The sequence below is a fragment of the Epilithonimonas sp. KH_059 genome, assembly GCF_057838485.1.
On sequence record NZ_CM174468.1, the window covers coordinates 931108 to 948081 of the forward strand.

Sequence of the window (16974 nt, forward strand, 5' to 3'; positions counted from 1 at the left end):
GATTACTAAAGGCAAATAAAGACCTGCTAAGGCATTAGTGAAGGTTCTTCTACAGCATATTCCCTTCGAAGCATTTGAATTTCATCGATGTAAACAAGCAGCTCGTCAAATACTCGATAGACTGGTTTTCGCTGCTCTTTGCTCATGCCCGTTACGGAAATATCCGTTAAAGAGGAAAAATCGTACACCGGTTGCATTAAGAAGGAACTCGCTTCACTAAGCATTAAATCACTAGCAATTTGATTTTTATAGTTTCGCCTTGAATCCAATTTCCAGCGGACAAGAAGGTTTTTGGTATTGCCCCCGATGAGTTTCAAATAGTTTAAGTACTGCATCGTAGATTTGATCGTAAGAAGAGAATATTCAAAGGGAATCAAATGAATATCACTCAATTTCAAAACCTTCTGATGTTTTTCTTGAATGGAAGACGGTAAATCCACAACCATAATGGTTGAACTGTTTTTTAAGCTGAGAAGAAACTCCTTCTCAAGCGCTAAAGACTGCTGTTTTCCCGACTGGACTGTATAAGGAAGCAGTTTTCGGTCTGAGAGTTCTTCTCTATACAATCCCATCACGGCTGAGTTTTGTCCTAAATCGAGAAGCTGCACTTCTCTTGCACTTTTTGAAAGATAGTTGCACAAACTCATGGCAAGTGTACTTTTGCCAACGCCTCCTTTTGTATTTCCTACACTCAGTATCATATCGATCTTTTTTTACGTTTTCTATTTTGCTCTTCCATATCCGTATTTCCAACCCGCGTTGGGACAAGCAGATCTTGTAGAATATTCACTAGACCGTTCTCTACAAGTTCCTGTGGAGCATCCGGTTCAAAATCAGATTCAAGTTCACGCTCATGCAGAGGTCCATTTGCACGTTCTATCTTTTTCACTACCAAATCAGAACTTTCCTTTTGCACTCCAAACTTGCGCTCCATTTCAAGGTATTTATTTACAAATTTTGGCTCTATTAAACTCTCTAAAGCCTCCACATGGTGCAGTCTTTCATGGAATGCGTAATGCTTATTATCATTAGGAAACTTTAGAATTTGAACTCCAGATTGGAGGGGATTGTGAATAAACTCAAGTACTTCTTTTTGCGCGGTCTCGCGGAGGGAGGCCTCGCGCTTTTCTAGCTTTGTAAAAAGCATATACTCTTTTAAATCCAATTCGGAATTCAGCGACATTAAGAGCCTTTTTTCAAGTGCGCTCTCAATATTGTAAGCATTAAGGCTAAAAAACTTTTTGGCCTCTATATAAGTATCTGTCCACTTGAAAAAATTGACAAGTCCTAAAGTATGCTCTGGACCAAAGACGCTTGAAGTCTTTGGATCGATTAAAGTGCCCTCCAGTTTCCGAGTATGAGGATTCATTATAAGGATAAAATCCAGCTGATGTAAGCTTTTCAGACGGTACCCAAGTTCCGATAGGTAGAGAATCTTTGAATCTTCAATGGATTTCTTAGCCATCGATCCGCTGCTAGTTGGAAAAGATTTACGAATCTCGATTGCACCGAACACAAGATTGCTTGCATTGAGTTTTTCTCTTTCAAAGAGTTCTTCTACTTCTTTCAGGCGAGATAGTGGAAGTTCCTGGGAAAAGGAAATCTCATCTACCTTCCGCCGAAGGAGAGTGCCTAGGCCGTACGCAATTTTAAAATCGCCGTTCTTTTTGCTATAGTACAAGTGAAAATAGTTTGAAGCGAGCAGGGTTTCTAAATCGGGTCGCTTTGAATATCGATAATTCAGTAGCTCTTGCGCTTGCGCCGGCAAATCAATTCCTTGTACACTCTTTAACGCTCTAATTAAAGACTCGTTTAGGGTGATCATTTCATAATAGCATTCTAACTTGAGGCCTGTTTCAACAGAGATTCGAGAGGACACGATATGAACATGATTATGCTCTGTATCTCGATGAAAGATCACTACATAAGGTTGCTCTGCATATCCGTGCTGCCTCATGAGTTCCTCGGCTACTTCAGAAAGTTCCTCTTTTGAATTCATCTGTTGAAAACAAGTGACCACAACATGAAACTGCGGCTGCTTTGAGCGACTTTTTTGACTTACCTTTTGTAAGTATGCTCTAATCTCTGCCGGCTCTTTCGATTCCATGATAGACTCTGAAAAATTCTTAATGGCCATCAGTTCTCCTGTCTCATAATCCAGTTTGTCCCGATGGTATCGAACCACGGCAAAATCTGTACTTTTTGAACCTAATAAAATGACTCTCATTTCTCTCTTTTAGTTTAGTGATCAGAAGTTTAGATGCTTTCATTTTCTATCTCTAAAACTTCTATATCAAACTTCGAGAGTTCGCTTCAATTTTGGGTAATTATGCTAGTAATTCGAACTATAAAGGACTCATTTGAACTATACAGGACGAATTGTTTTGTAAATTCAAACTATTCTGAACTTAAATGGACGAAAAAAAGGGAGAAAAAGAATGGGAAAAATGCGAGTCGACTACGAAAGTAGCACACGATTACCAACAAAAGAAAAATGCAGCTAAAAAACGGTAAGTAGCACGAGACACAATCTGAGTATTCCGACGAAAAGTGCACCACTTATTCCGACACAAACTGCACCACATATTCCGAGACAAAGTGCACCACCTCAAATCATTTATTAAGGAGATTGGGTGGCTTAGTTATTTATAGGTTGATTTAAAAAACGGACATTCCGCCTCAAAGTGCACCACAAATTCCGATGCATACTATACCACTTAGAAATATTCTTTAGGAAAATTGGATGGTTTTGTTATTTGAATGGTTGATCACACTAAAAGAGACTTTAAGTAATCTCCATAGCCACTTTTACCATACTTTTCAGCTGCTTCTAAAAGCTGCATCTCGTTGATAAACCCTTTACGAAAGGCAATCTCTTCAATACAGCAAACTTTAAAGCCTTGTCTTTTTTCCAGTACCTTGACGAACTCAGAAGCCTCATGTAGAGAATCAAAAGTACCAGTGTCAAGCCATGCAGTTCCTCGACTCATCACTCCTACCTCAAGATTTCCTTTTTCAAGGTAAATCTTATTGATATCGGTGATTTCTAGTTCACCTCGCGGCGAAGGCTCTAAATCTTTCGCATACTGTACTACAGAATTATCATAGAAATAAATTCCCGGTACCGCAAAGGTTGATTTTGGATGGGATGGCTTTTCTTCAATACTAATAGCTTTTCCATTTGCATCAAATTCGACGACACCATAACGTTCTGGGTCTCGAACTTGATATGCAAATACACAGCCTCCTTCCACGTTCGTTTTGCTTTCTAAAAGAGCTTCCAGACCTGAACCATGGAAAATATTATCACCAAGGACAAGCGCAACAGAATCTTTTCCGATGAACTCTTCCCCTAGCACAAAGGCCTGCGCAAGTCCATCGGGTGAAGGCTGTACTACGTACTCAAATCGACAACCGATTTGACTACCATCACCAAGCAACTTTTTGAAAGCCTGCTGATCATCGGGCGTCGTGATAATGAGAATCTCGCGAATCCCAGCAAGGAGTAGGACCGACAAGGGATAATAAATCATCGGTTTGTCATATACAGGCATTAACTGCTTGCTTACTGCAATCGTAAGAGGATAGAGTCTGGTTCCGGATCCTCCGGCAAGTATGATTCCTTTCATCAATGACTTAATTAAGGTTGAAATAAAACTCTTCTTTGAATTTTAGCAAATTTAGCTTTTTATACGACAACAAGAATAGCATCTTATTCTGTACAGTATTTAACTTTGTGAAAATTTGCATCAAAACTGAAAGCCTAAAGTATGTAAAAATGGGACTGAAAAAATCGCATTGGCCCAATTTGCTTCAGTTTGATATTTTTTATCCTGTTCAAATAGACCTGAATTTTCAGGCTTATTTGTACACTTTTTGTCGAAATAAGCACATCGTAACCTATCTATTTATACACTTTTTGTACTAATAAGCTTTTTTTTGACTTTTTTTCTGCTTATTTATACAAACTTGTACCCTTCAAAAATTGAATAAAAATCTGATTTCTATGAGTCAAATACTCTAATTCATTATATTTTTGAATCGAGAATTAGATTTGCCCTCGTGATTTAAGATTCTCAATCCATTCTGGATTTGCAAGATACCAATCAATGGTTTCTGAAAGCCCTTCTTCAAAAGTGACAGAAGGCGTCCATCCTAAATCTTCATTTAGTTTTGTTGCATCGATAGCATAGCGTTTATCGTGCCCAGGTCTATCTTTCACGTAACTAATTAACTTCGCGGAATACCCTTCAGGTCTTCCAAGCTTTTGATCCATCTGCGAGATAAGTTCTTTAATAAGATCAATATTTTGCCATTCGTTGAAACCTCCAATATTGTACGTTTCTCCTGTCTTGGCTTCGTGAAACACTTGAAAGATGGCTCGAGCATGGTCTATCACATAGAGCCAGTCTCTAGTGTATTTTCCATCACCATAAACAGGCAGAGGTTTTTCTTCAATTATATTTGAGATGAAAAGTGGGATTAGCTTTTCAGGAAAATGATTAGGACCGTAATTATTCGAACAATTTGAAATTATAAAAGGTAGCCCATAAGTATTTCCATAGGCTCTGACTAGATGATCTGATGCGGCTTTGCTCGCAGAGTAAGGCGATTTGGGATCGTACGAAGTTTTCTCGGTGAATAGCCCTGTTTCTCCGAGTGCTCCATAGACTTCGTCTGTAGACACATGATAGAACAAATGGGTTCGAGGTTCACTTGGGAAGTTTCCATGGGAATGCTCTGGATTAAGAGTCCAAAATTCACGACAGGCATTTAAAAGATTGGCTGTGCCCACTACGTTTGTATTGATAAAGGCATTCGGATCCGTAATGCTTCGATCTACATGTGACTCTGCTGCTAAATGAATGATTGCATCGGGTTTATACTTCGCAAACACTTTCTGGATTTGCTCTGGCTCGGTAATGTCTGCCTTCTCAAAAAAATAGTTTTCACGAGATTCTATATCTACTAAATTATCTAAGTTTCCAGCATAGGTCAGAGCATCAAGATTAATGATTTTAGTATCCGATAAACGAGTGACAAACTCACGTACCACATGTGAACCTATAAATCCTGCACCGCCAGTAATAACAATCGACTTCATTCTTTATTATTTTTGAATTAAAAAAATCACCAACCAAAATTATTGATTTAGAGTTCAAAGCAAAGATAAGTTTTTTAGCCCCATACTAAAAAGCTTGTCGTTTCACTTCTTTTCATTTTATGTTCCAATTTTTAGAGGTTGGAAGTACACTGTCAACAGTATCATAACGATACGTGGAAATTGGATTCAGCGAATTCTTAAGTAAGGTAAGATCTTGTATTCCTATAAATTCCAATATAGCACCTAGCAGAGCTCTTGTAGAAGGAGGATAATTTAATGCTAATTTTTGAACTGTGGAGATTTCATTATCTGTAAACAATTTGATCAATTCTATTATTCTCAGTGTGGATTGATTAAGTGTAGAATCAGGAATCTTATTTATGTAATTGATTGCATCTAAAATTTGAAGAAGTCGAATGTTTTCTTTCGTAATTACATTCTTTTGTTTGACTATTAAAATTTTATACCTTCCCCTTTTAAAGCTAGGTCGCCAATCTCGTTTCCCAATCTGAATTACATTACTAATCTGAGTAGTCAATCCGAGTTCATTATAGATGCCCAAGCCGGTTAAATAGCCAATAGTTTTTCCATCTTCTTCGAGTAAATCTTTCACAACTTCCAATTTCGTCGGCTCCAATTCACCAAAAATAGACACTTCAGGTTTATAAAATTTTCCTTTTGTTAATTTTGAGATTTTGCCAGAACTTACTAGTCTATTTAATGCTTTCACTATAGCTCCGGCACTCAAATCGTTTGTAGTGAAATCTTCATAGGTGAAAATATGGCCTCGTGGAAGCCTGTCAATTGTATTTGCTATGTAATCAGATGTTTTCATTTTATTCTACAATGCAAATATACAAAAAATTGTCTAGTTTTTTATATAATAAACTGGACAATAATAATGAAATATGTAAATTATGCCTAATTCACTTGAACCCACACAAAAGTACAAGCTCGGACTGAAGCAACCTAAGATAAAAGAAATTTTAGAAAAGGAAAAAATCAATCCTAATGACAATGTCAAACTCCTAGAACGATTTGGGAAACAAACGATTAACAATCCATTTAAACTTGAATTATCAAAACTATAGTTTAAATTCAGCTTGAAAAAGTATATACATGACATCCAGATTGGGTGTCATGTATCATTTCCACCGATTCTAGCTTGGTCACTTACAAGGCAAAGATATGCAAACGCATCACCTAACACACTAGCAATAAACTACTTAACTTGGTTGCTAACTTAGTCACTAGCTTTCCAAACATATGAGAAGAAACCAACTAACAATAAGCAACTTAACTTGGTAAATAGCTTGGTAAATATATGCAATCACATCACCCAACGTACTAAAAGTAAACAACTTAACTTGGTCACTAAGTTGATTGAATCCAAGGACATCCAAATGTTGATCCGATTGTTCTATAATGCATGATTAACGGAGGCTAGGTATCAATTATAAAGAATTATTTTCCAAAATGGAATCTTTACGAATTCACATTCCCCTCGGGATGCTCTTTCAAATACGTTTCAAATCGTTTTTCTGCATTCCATTTCGCATGTTTGGAGGGTGTGAATCGGTAGCCTTTGCGTAAAGAAAACACTTTCGTGAAGGTTGCGCCAAAAAAGATAAGCATGCACGAATAATTAATCCACATCATAATCAATACGATCGTTCCTGCGGTCCCAAAAGCAGATGTAGGTTTAAAAGTTCCAAAATAGAAGCTAAGTAAGAATTTTCCAAGGGTAAATAAAGCAGCCGTTAGAATTGCTCCCATCCACGTGTTTTTCCATTGAATATTAACATCGGGAAGAACTTTGAACATAAAGGCAAACACGAGAACGACAAATCCAAAACCTACGACATAATTCACAGTTTCCATCATGCGATACGTTTCTAAGCCTAATTGACGCGTAATAAATTCATTGAACAAACTAATTAGAGAGGATATCACCATTGTGACCATCAAGAGAAATCCAATCACTAAGATCATTCCTAAAGAATTTGCGCGATCCGTTAGGTACTTCAGTATGGCTTTTTTGGGAGCGGCCTCGACATCCCAAAGATCATTGAGCGCTTTCTGCAGTTGAAAAAAAATGGTAGTAGCTCCAAATACTAATGAAAAAACACCCACGACTTTCATAAGGACGTTGTCCTTGTCAATTAGAGCGGCTGATATCATTTCTTGAATACTCTCTGCTGCTTCTCTTCCCATTAGCATACTAATCTGATTGGTAATTTCCCCTCGTATGGCCTGTTCACCAAAGAAATTTCCCGCAATCCAAATAATGATAATCAAAAGCCCAGGAATGGAGAACACCGCATAGTACGCAAGACTCGCCGCATCTTTCCCTGCATCTGATTTATTCCACTCTGAAAACGTTTCTTTAAATGTTTCCCACAGAAAGCTTAGACTGTTTCTCATATCCTTTACTACTTCATTCAAATTCTTAATTCCTATCTAAATCACAATCCCATTTCTGTCCATTTATTTAGAAAGGATAGCCGATCGCAATGTTCAAAATCAAATTGTCTTTTCTCCAACTTGAATTCCCGAAATCAATTTTATCAAAAGTCCATCGATCGTTTTGCTCGTAATACGGAATTCGAAGCGGCATGGCTAAATCGAGTCGTAGAATCAGGATCGAAAAATCAAGTCGAAGTCCCACACCTGCTCCCACTGCTATTTCTTTTAAGAAATCCTTGGAAAATTTCCCACCAGGCCTAGTGGGGTCTTCATTAATCAACCATACATTTCCGGCATCAGCAAAGACGGCAACGTTTAAAAATTTGTATAGATTGGCTCTATACTCTGCGTTAAGCTCTAGCTTTACATCCCCGGATTGATCAAAGAAAAAGGTTGCATTTTGTTGTCTAGGATCGTACGATCCAGGACCCAACGTTCGCGCCCGAAAGGCTCGAACGCTATTACTTCCTCCCACGAAAAACTGTTTTACGTAAGGGATCGTGGTGGAGTTCCCATAAGGTAGACCAATTCCCGCAATCACCCTAGAGGCAAACGAACTTCCTTCATTAATCTTATGATAAAACCGGAAATCATGCTCCATTTTCGCATATTGACTAAAGGGAATTCCAAACAGTTTTTTCGCCTCCTCTTCTTTTGCGTTCGCACCGGAAAACAGTCCCGCAAAGGTCCCTGCCAAATCGACACTTCCTTTGTAGTAAATCGTATTGGTCTTTGGAATCATCGTATTTGTGTACGTATAACTGTAGGTCGGTCCAAAGATGAGTTGCTTGTCAATTACTCGCTGAAGCGAGGGGTTGGCAGCAATGCCTTTATCCGGATTCCCATGGATTTGCTCTAGGTAGGCTTCCTGCACATTTTGAGGAGCCACCACGTTCACATCCAGGACTTTTAAATCATGCTCTTTTCGCTCGTTTTCTTTCCACAGATATCCAAAAGAGCTATTAAAATTATGAAGGGTATAGAGCTGTGTTCTACTCAAATACTCATAGCCAATATTAAAATTCGTTCGAGGTACAAAGGCACTTGAGGAACGAAACTCAAAAGGAGCTACGATCCGAGGAATCGAAAGCTGCGCATTTGCACCGACTCGAATGATATTGTTTGCATCCTTCGGCCCTCCAGCCTGCACATCAAAAGCTCCGTAAACGGCTGCTTTCAACTGTTCGGCGCCTCGAAAGAAATTTCGATGCGTCCAATTTAAGTTAAGTTCTGCTCCATTGTAATTGGCCGAGTTTGTTTTCCCTAACGCTTCGAATGCGAGGGATTGGAATGGCCTAGGCGTTAAAATATAGTAGGCATCAAATTTATGATTCAAAGAATCAGAAACCACAAATTCATTCTTTACAAATTTGAACACGCCCAAACTAATCAAACGATTTAAAGACAAATTATGGTCTTCTCGACTATACAGATCGCCCCTGTCAAAATACAGAGCTCGGTCAAATATTCTTGGTTTGAACTTATTTTCTGGATCAATGATATACAAATCGTTAACGACCTTAACCGAGTACGTTTTGTAAGGCACACCGTACTTACCGAGTTTGACATCTTCGATGTTATAGTCTGCAAAGACAATGGTTTTATCGATGGTAAAGGGCACCTTGGAAAGTTCAGGTGTACTCGGTTTTAGTTTAACAAGGAGTTCCACTTTTGGCTCTTTAGAAACTGTAGAATCTGCCTGGACAATTATATTGTCAGGACTAAAATAATAGAAACCTCGGTTCTTTAAATGCTGATCGATTCGCTCCCGTTCCGCTTTTACAACATCCAAATCAAAGGGATCTCCTTTTTTGAGAAGTGAATTCTCTTTCACGGTTTGAATCTCTGAATTAATTCTTGTAGAATCTTTAGGATACGAAACCGAACTATTTAAATACCTAGCACCTGGTTTTAAGGTATAAAGAACCTTTACTTTTTTATTCTTTGTAAGGGTGTCGGAAGTAGCTCTTGCATTAAAATACCCTTTGTTCTCCGAATAGTTGACAATAATCTTTATATTGAACTCCCTGTCAACATCTCCAAAGAGCACAGGCTCTTCTCCCACTTTATGTTTGAGCCAGTAGCCAAGACCTTTCTGCTTTTTTGGCTCCTTCGTTATGTTGTAGATATAAAGTTTAGGGCGAAGACCTAAAAGAGAGGAATTGGGTTTCGGCCTAAGCTGGGATTCGAGTGCACTTGCTAAATTTTTCTTTTCTTTCTTAGAAAGGGTATCGCTTTTCACTTCCACTTTCGCCCCCGTATAGAGTAGCTGGCCATCCTGCAAAAATTTAGTATTGCTACACGACAGCGTAAGAATAGTGATTGCAAATAGCTTTGCAAGATTTCTATATGAGTTTTGCATAGTTCTAATCTTCTTATTTAAAGGGTTCACTTTAATCAAGTTTTCCGTTTGCGCTTTGCCCATTTCCTGATCGATTATTTTTGTTCTCTTTTTGAACTTTCGAAGAGTTCTCTGAACTCATCGTAATCCAAAGTCATAATAAATCCGACACCTGTTTCAATGATTTGCCCTTGAAGTGCAACTTGGTAATCATTTTTCCGATAGGCCCTGAGTCGGTACCGCCCGTCTTTTGAAAGTGTATATTCAATTTTAATATCGCCGGCAATATTGGTCATTTGCTTGTTTTGACGAGCCTGTCCTTCCACCGCAAAATTATTCCCGACGCTCACTTCCAAGCGATCATCAAACAGCCTTTTGCTAAGACCTATATTTAAATCGGTTCTTTCGTTTTTCGAACCGCTTGAATAGTCTTCCGTTGATTCTAAATCAAAATTAAGTTCAACCCCGCCAATTAAATCCTTCGCTAAATTATTTAGTTGTTCCGATAAAATTCGACTGACACTTTGCTTCGCCACCGTAGAAGCGGAAAGACCGGTTTCACTTTGAAACGGATTTTCTCCGATAAAACGATTTAGAAGCAGAAGCGCAAAGACTTGTTTGTTGAGTTCCGCTTCCTCTCTTCGAAGCTGGTCTAGTTTTGCGCGTGTATTGTCAAGCACGACGGCGGATACAGAGCTATTTTCCTCTGCAGTCGTAATATCAAATGTTATAACAGGTTTTAAAAGTTCCCCTTTCATGATTAAAAGCGTATTGAATGGAATTCTCTGCTTGTATTGATTCAGCTCATTTCTAGAGACACCCGCTAATTGTTGTTGTAATAAATCTAAAGGAGCCGCTTCGGTCTTATAAATGGCAGTTAAATCGAGATTTGCAAGCATCGGTTCTCCTGTCCAGGTAATTGTACTTCCCTTTTGAATATCAAACCTACGCTTAAGTAGACTTACAGACATTTCATAGCCTCCTTTCTCCACCTCGTACACTCCGACCAAGGTAGTTTTACCCGAAGGATCAATTCCTCCTGTAAGCTGCGCTTCTCCTTGAAGTTCTACAAAATCACCATTCGCTTTGTCAATAAGTAGAGATATTTTCGCTTCGCGATTTACTTCAATGTTGACATTCACATCCATTCCTTTGATATCACTATCACTAGAAATAGAATCGGCTTTAATTGTCTCCTGAAGCGCGACTTGATCCTGATCAATAAATTCTACGATACCGTCCCTCTCTTGCAGAGATGGTGATGATTGAGGAAGGACAAAAGTAAAATCGGTTTGATCGGTTACAGATAGCGTTCCATCTACCACAGGCAAATCAAGATCTCCACCAATTTTCAAATCGGCATTAATCGCTAGGACTCCGTACATCATTTTTTCATTGTCCTTCTGCGAATCCACCACTTTAAATCCATTGGCATTCAGAGTCAAATCAAAAGCGAAATCTTGATACGTCTTGGTTGCGACTAGACCATTTACAGCAAGCACGTTTCCAGATTCATCTTTCACTTTAAAATCGGAGAACTCCACACCGCGAGAAGTAAAACGAATTTCATCGTTCAGATCTTTGAATTTACTTCCTAGCTGCGTGATTCCAAGAGCAGCATCATTGAATTTAACTGCGCCTAATACGGAAGGCGCACTTGTTGTCCCTCCTATTTTGAGGTTTCCAGAAACATACCCTTCCGTGCTTTCTAAAGCGCCCATTGAAAACCCTTCTGCGGTTTTCATTTGAAGCCTCGTAAGATCTAGATTCATATCAAGTCCACCTGTAGATGATGTATAATATCCGCCAAGCTTCACATCGTTGTCATACCCGCTTAACGCAAGATCAGCGCGTATCTTATCCTTAGTCTCGTTGCTAGCTTTAAGATCTAAATTTCCGACGGGACTTCCATATACATACAAATCACTTACATCTATATCAGCATCAAAATGCATATCCTTTTGCAAATCCCGAATCTGCGCGAATCCATTTATCGTTCCTTTTGCTAAAAGAGAGTCTTTCTTCAGCATTTCTGTTATCGTCTCAATCTTAAACTCCTTTAGTGAAATCCCAAGTGGACTTCCCGCGGCCAAAGACTCTGATTGAATTCGAATTTCACTTCCGCCGCTTGAAAGAGCAAACTGATCTGCATAAAATCCTGCACTACTAAGCACAAGTTGATTTTCTGGCGCTACCGTCCAATCCGTATAGTTGAGTTTTAAACCCTCCGGATTAAGACTGATTTTGGTTAAATCCCCTAGTTTTTCTAATTGCCCCGCAATTAGAAACTGGGTTATATCTTTTTCATCTTTAGTCGTTGCCTTATATGTGATCAGATTATCTTGTACTTGACCGACTAGTCCTAGTTTTTGAAGCGCTAAGCTTTCTGAGGCAAAGGAGCCCAAAGACACATCATAAATCAAAGCATCGGACTTATTTGATATTTGAACTAAGCCTTCTCGAATCTGATTCGCCCCATAGGTAACCATCGGAATCTGAAGCCCTAAGTTTAAGCTTCTTGAATCCGCATCGTAGTTTCCGTCAAGAGCAATCGGTTCAAATTCTTTCAGCTCAGGTACAAATTTTCGTAGTAGATTGTCATCTTTTACTTTTCCTGTAATTGTAAAGTATTGATTCGGTTCGATCGCGGACTTCGTTTTCGTCGGTTCTTGAAATTGATAATAGGTATTTAGAGTCTCCCCAAGAGAACTTAAAATTTGAGTGGTTTTGAATTTCCCTATAAGTTCAATGTCGGCAATTTGAGAATTGAAAGAGATTCGGTTGCTATCCGGAGTGGACAAAGCGAAAAGTGACAATTGCTGCACCGGATAAATTTCTTTTTCATCTGAGATGGCAAAATCATTTAAATGCAAATAGCCATTCGGTGCATCGGGATTGAGACTTGTAAAGTCTCCATCCAATTTCCCTGCAAGAATAAAAGGATCTGAATAGAATCCGAGTGTATGCAAATCTAACTTCTCAATCGTTCCATTCACCTTTACCGTAGGACTGTTTTCATTATAAACACCCGATGCAACCAGATTAAGATTTGCATTTGGATCTTTTGAATTCAAATGTACATTATAAGCACCTCCGTTAATATTGCCCTTAAGATCCATGTTGCGGTATGTGTAGCCATTATAGCCCACAGAGGCAATCGATCCCGTCAAATCTGCATTTGCTCGTGCTAAATCAAAACTTTGACCTTTCGCTGCAATCTGTCCTGTAATCGAACCTAAATCCTTATTCTGAATCAGTTTTCCAATTTGTAAATTTTGCAAATTGGCGATTACATTATACCTCTCTGCATTTTTCCGACTCATATCCACAGCCGCATTAATGGCTGCATTACCTAACGTCGAGGAGAATCTTAAATTCGTATCAACAACTTCCGTACTTCCTTTTGCCGTCCCTGAAATCTTCATATGAGAAGGAAGCGTGATATTACTTGGAATGGTATTCTTGGGAACCAGATTGTATATAGTTTTAGAAGACGAAGAAAGTTCATCCACTTTCAGATCATACAAAAGCCTATCTGGATCCATGGCATTCTTTAGATGTCCCCGAGCTTTTACTTTCAACTGATCAAGTCCGGAGAGTTCCAAATTTAGAATTTGCAAATCACCAATTTTTCCTTTCAGCCTAGTGTTTAAATTAAGAACTGCATTTGGGTATTTATTGAAAGGAGCAGTAGTACGAAGTGAAGGTACAAGCATTAAGATATCACTAAACCCTATTTTTGAATTTTGTATATCCGCTGTGATTTTAACTTCGCCTGGATTCGCTGAAAGCTGCTCAATCGAATTGTAATTTAAAACTAGTTCATCTCGCAGTATCGTTTTAGGAGTCTTCAAATAAAGGTCTTTCAAATAAGCCTGCTTCTCGCTATACTCAAAGTCGGTTTCTAATTTTTGAACATTTAGTCCACGAGCTTCTTGAATTTCTGCTGAGTTCACAGACCCTTTAAAAGTTCCGTTTTCCATCTTGAAATTTCGAAGCTCTAAGGCAAGTTTCTCAAAATTAAGATGATTGAAATCCATTCCCGATCTTGTTTTTGGAATCGCCGTATTGTCGTAAGCAATTTTCACATCGGAAAGACTTATTTTTTTGAGCAGAAGCTTAAGGGCATCATTAGTCGACGACGAGGATTCGTTCGAATCAGTGCTATTATTTGAACTCGAATTCGTTTCAGAGGTTGAATATGACTTTTCAGAAGAACCTTCCGCAGGCAAAAAAAGCTTCGCTTTTATATCCGCTCCTTTAAGAGCAAGGCTATTAATTCCAAAATCATTCTTTGGTAAATCTATATGGTCTATTCTTGAACTAAGTTCTTTGAATAGAATTTTTGCAAACGTTTTTGTATTATCATCCCCATAATCAATATTAAAATTCGTCAGCTTAATTTCACCTAGTGAAATTTGCATAGACTTTTGCTGATTTAAAGAATCTACCTTCTGTTCTACTTCCGCGCTTACTTCTTCTAAAAGATCTTGCTTCATTTTCAGCTTTAGACCGTCCATTGCAATCTTGTCTACCGCATAAGTATTCTTTTCCAGGTCAAACGTTTTGACGCGTGTGTCAAAAGATTTAAAATAGACATGCAAGTCATTTCGGGACTGCTGGTCTATAAAGCTTACACGAATATCCTTAAGTTTAATCTTATCTAGAGAAATGATAAAGGGCTTAGATGAACTTGCCTCTTTGTCGTCTGTGGCAAAAGCTTCAATAAAATAATCAAAATTGAATCTTCCGTCTCTTTCTCGGACCACATTTGCTTTCAATCCATCTAAATCAATGGATGTCAAATCTGCCGTATTGTTTAAAAGCTTCGGAATATTCAGTCCTACCTCAAATTTTCGTGCATACAAAAGGGTATCTACTTTTTGCCCTTGTAAATAAAGGTTTTCCATAACCAGATTGTTTGGAAAAGAAATAAAGATGCGCTCAAGCGCCACTTTCGTTTTCACCTTCTTTTCAAGATAGTTCACGAGCTTTCCCTTCACGAAATTCTGAACGGAAGGGAGCTGTAAACTAGCTGCTAAAATGGTCAAGAAAAGCAGAACAGAAACGAAAACAATTAGGACGTATTTAAGAATTCTTTTGAAATGCTTCATCACTTGGTTTGTAAACATTCTTTTACGCGACAAAAATACTGTTTTATCTTTTGAGCTGCCAAAAAACACAGCAATCTTAACATAATTAAATTATGAATTGTAATTATCCAAGGTATTGAGACAATTTTCTTTTATTTCTATGACTTTACAGAGTGGCACCATTTGACTGAAATGAATTGCACAATGAGACCGAAATAGGTGGCACAAAACGAACCGTTATATCCAATATTATATCCCGTTTCATTAATAAGTCGTATCCGCTCTACGAACTACATAGTGTAGATTCTTGTAGGGCGGATACATCCCAACCAAATTTTTCTTTTCCCTTCAAAAGTCTATTTACATATTGAGCGCTTACACCTAATTCTTCTGCTAAGGACTTCTGACTCAATCCTAGATCATCTAATCTAAGCAATATTTTTACTGCAAGCTGCTGAGATTCTTTCAACCATTCCCGGTTTTTGATTCTCTCTTTAGCCATTGTAACTGCCGTCGATTCAAGATGGGCAATTTTGTCTAAATATTCTTCTTTGCTTGTCATATGTTATACTTGTTCTGAAAGATAATTGAAGAAAGATTCTTCATCTGCTATTGAATTGTCTCTTAAGAAATCCTGTAGTGATCTTAACTTTCGCACTAGACTTTCTGTGATAGGATGATCATCGTTTTTTTGAGTTAATTTAATAGCGCTACCAGCAATAATGATAACAGTACCTGATTGTATGACATATAAGCTTAATACTTGATACTTTGATTTTCTATGAGGTAATATTTCATAAACACTTACTCCCTTAAAATATTTTTCAAAATAATCCAACAAGTTACCATCTTTCACGCAGGCGGTGATCCAGGAATGTAAGCAAACACCTTTACACTAGCAGCGTCCTCAAATACTCCCCATACCCACTCTTACCATACTTTTTAGCAGCTTCTAGAAGCTGCTCTTTCCCGATAAATCCTTTTCTGAAGGCGATCTCTTCTATACAACAAACTTTAAATCCTTGGCGCTTCTCTAGGACCTTTACAAACTCTGAGGCTTCATGAAGCGAATCAAATGTTCCGGTGTCAAGCCATGCGGTGCCCCTGCTCATTACGCCAACTTCAAGCTGGCCTTTCTCAAGGTAGATCTTATTGATGTCGGTGATTTCAAGTTCGCCACGTTTAGAAGGCTTAAGGTTTTTGGCATACTCGACCACTGAGTTATCATAGAAGTAAATACCAGGTACTGCAAAGTTGGACTTTGGATGCTCGGGTTTCTCTTCAATACTTATCGCCTTTTGATTTTCATCAAATTCGACGACTCCGTAGCGCTCAGGATCTCTAACCTGATAAGCAAAGACACACCCGCCTTCTACAGTAATTTTACTTTCGAGCAGCTCTTCTAGGCCAGAACCATAGAAGATATTATCTCCTAGGACTAAGGCGACGGAGTCGCCACCAAGAAAGTCTTCACCTAGGATAAAAGCCTGCGCGAGTCCATCCGGGGAAGGCTGTGCAATATATTCAAAACGGCAACCAATTTGGCTCCCGTCCCCGAGCAGCTTTTGAAAAGCTTTCTGATCTTCCGGTGTCGTAATTATTAGTATCTCCCGTATTCCTGCAAGAAGTAGAACTGATAAAGGGTAATAGATCATCGGCTTGTCGTATACAGGCATTAACTGTTTACTTACTGCAATAGTAAGGGGATAGAGTCTGGTACCGGATCCGCCGGCAAGGATGATTCCTTTCATAGTGGGTAATCTATAGTTGAAAAAAGAAGCCATTGGATACTTCTTAGGCCGCTTCTGACAAATTTAATATAATTGCGCCAATATAAGCTATCCTTTATTTCAGATCTATTTAAATCACACTAAATCCTCTGGTATGTGCTATTCTAGGAGGCGCAATTAGTTCGAACAATAACTTCAGATATACCTTAAACCAAAAAACATAGAAGAAATCCCGAGTAT

The 16974-nt window shown here is 38.5% G+C and carries 12 protein-coding genes; 1 reads left to right on the plus strand and 11 read right to left on the minus strand.

Annotated features, from left to right (window positions below; translation table 11 throughout):
- Positions 1-26 precede the first annotated feature (26 nt).
- The 5 genes from AC3IRX_RS04330 to AC3IRX_RS04350 all read right to left on the minus strand — a co-directional run bounded on the left by AC3IRX_RS04330 (position 27) and on the right by AC3IRX_RS04350 (position 5939).
- Positions 27-701 carry a ParA family protein gene (locus tag AC3IRX_RS04330; RefSeq protein ID WP_489211245.1) on the minus strand — a complete coding sequence of 225 codons (675 nt, stop codon included), beginning with the start codon at positions 699-701 and terminating at the stop codon, positions 27-29.
- Positions 698-2227: a relaxase/mobilization nuclease domain-containing protein gene (locus AC3IRX_RS04335; RefSeq protein WP_489211246.1), complete on the minus strand. Its 1530-nt coding sequence runs from the start codon at positions 2225-2227 to the stop codon at positions 698-700. The genes AC3IRX_RS04330 and AC3IRX_RS04335 overlap by 4 nt, the downstream gene beginning before the upstream one ends.
- A 541-nt stretch (positions 2228-2768) precedes the next feature.
- A complete protein-coding gene (gene rfbA / locus AC3IRX_RS04340; protein WP_489211247.1) occupies positions 2769-3629 on the minus strand; it encodes a glucose-1-phosphate thymidylyltransferase RfbA in 861 nt (286 codons plus the stop codon).
- A gap of 419 nt (positions 3630-4048) precedes the next feature.
- The gene (gene rfbB / locus AC3IRX_RS04345; RefSeq protein ID WP_489211248.1) at positions 4049-5104 is read right to left on the minus strand and encodes a dTDP-glucose 4,6-dehydratase; all 1056 of its coding nucleotides are present in this window, start codon (positions 5102-5104) and stop codon (positions 4049-4051) included.
- A gap of 112 nt (positions 5105-5216) precedes the next feature.
- The gene (locus AC3IRX_RS04350) at positions 5217-5939 is read right to left on the minus strand and encodes a type IV toxin-antitoxin system AbiEi family antitoxin domain-containing protein (protein ID WP_489211249.1); all 723 of its coding nucleotides are present in this window, start codon (positions 5937-5939) and stop codon (positions 5217-5219) included.
- Positions 5940-6021: 82 nt separating this feature from the next.
- Here AC3IRX_RS04350 and AC3IRX_RS04355 point away from each other — a divergent pair, with 82 nt between their 5' ends.
- Complete coding sequence (locus AC3IRX_RS04355) at positions 6022-6195, plus strand: hypothetical protein (protein WP_489211250.1); 174 nt, start codon at positions 6022-6024, stop codon at positions 6193-6195.
- 394 nt (positions 6196-6589) lie between these two features.
- Here AC3IRX_RS04355 and AC3IRX_RS04360 read toward each other — a convergent pair whose 3' ends face one another.
- The 6 genes from AC3IRX_RS04360 to rfbA (AC3IRX_RS04385) form a co-directional block, all read right to left on the minus strand.
- Entirely contained in the window at positions 6590-7528 is a 939-nt protein-coding gene (locus tag AC3IRX_RS04360; RefSeq protein WP_489211252.1) for a YihY/virulence factor BrkB family protein, read from the minus strand.
- A gap of 67 nt (positions 7529-7595) precedes the next feature.
- Complete coding sequence (gene tamL / locus AC3IRX_RS04365) at positions 7596-9932, minus strand: translocation and assembly module lipoprotein TamL (protein WP_489211253.1); 2337 nt, start codon at positions 9930-9932, stop codon at positions 7596-7598.
- Between the two features lie 74 nt (positions 9933-10006).
- Complete coding sequence (locus AC3IRX_RS04370) at positions 10007-15043, minus strand: translocation/assembly module TamB domain-containing protein (protein WP_489211254.1); 5037 nt, start codon at positions 15041-15043, stop codon at positions 10007-10009.
- A gap of 244 nt (positions 15044-15287) precedes the next feature.
- Positions 15288-15566, minus strand: coding sequence for a helix-turn-helix domain-containing protein (locus AC3IRX_RS04375; protein ID WP_489211255.1), 279 nt, complete (start codon positions 15564-15566; stop codon positions 15288-15290).
- Between the two features lie 3 nt (positions 15567-15569).
- Positions 15570-15860 carry a hypothetical protein gene (locus AC3IRX_RS04380; protein WP_489211256.1) on the minus strand — a complete coding sequence of 97 codons (291 nt, stop codon included), beginning with the start codon at positions 15858-15860 and terminating at the stop codon, positions 15570-15572.
- Between the two features lie 34 nt (positions 15861-15894).
- Complete coding sequence (rfbA, locus tag AC3IRX_RS04385) at positions 15895-16755, minus strand: glucose-1-phosphate thymidylyltransferase RfbA (protein WP_489211465.1); 861 nt, start codon at positions 16753-16755, stop codon at positions 15895-15897.
- Between the last annotated feature and the right edge of the window lie 219 nt (positions 16756-16974).

Bases quoted from the DNA above. Each gene is read 5' to 3' on its own strand.
- AC3IRX_RS04330 (WP_489211245.1), bottom strand. From the start codon at position 701: ATGATACTGAGTGTAGGAAATACAAAAGGAGGCGTTGGCAAAAGTACA.
- AC3IRX_RS04335 (WP_489211246.1), bottom strand. From the start codon at position 2,227: ATGAGAGTCATTTTATTAGGTTCAAAAAGTACAGATTTTGCCGTGGTT.
- rfbA (WP_489211247.1), bottom strand. From the start codon at position 3,629: ATGAAAGGAATCATACTTGCCGGAGGATCCGGAACCAGACTCTATCCT.
- rfbB (WP_489211248.1), bottom strand. From the start codon at position 5,104: ATGAAGTCGATTGTTATTACTGGCGGTGCAGGATTTATAGGTTCACAT.
- AC3IRX_RS04350 (WP_489211249.1), bottom strand. From the start codon at position 5,939: ATGAAAACATCTGATTACATAGCAAATACAATTGACAGGCTTCCACGA.
- AC3IRX_RS04355 (WP_489211250.1), top strand. From the start codon at position 6,022: ATGCCTAATTCACTTGAACCCACACAAAAGTACAAGCTCGGACTGAAG.
- AC3IRX_RS04360 (WP_489211252.1), bottom strand. From the start codon at position 7,528: ATGAGAAACAGTCTAAGCTTTCTGTGGGAAACATTTAAAGAAACGTTT.
- tamL (WP_489211253.1), bottom strand. From the start codon at position 9,932: ATGCAAAACTCATATAGAAATCTTGCAAAGCTATTTGCAATCACTATT.
- AC3IRX_RS04370 (WP_489211254.1), bottom strand. From the start codon at position 15,043: ATGTTTACAAACCAAGTGATGAAGCATTTCAAAAGAATTCTTAAATAC.
- AC3IRX_RS04375 (WP_489211255.1), bottom strand. From the start codon at position 15,566: ATGACAAGCAAAGAAGAATATTTAGACAAAATTGCCCATCTTGAATCG.
- rfbA (WP_489211465.1), bottom strand. From the start codon at position 16,755: ATGAAAGGAATCATCCTTGCCGGCGGATCCGGTACCAGACTCTATCCC.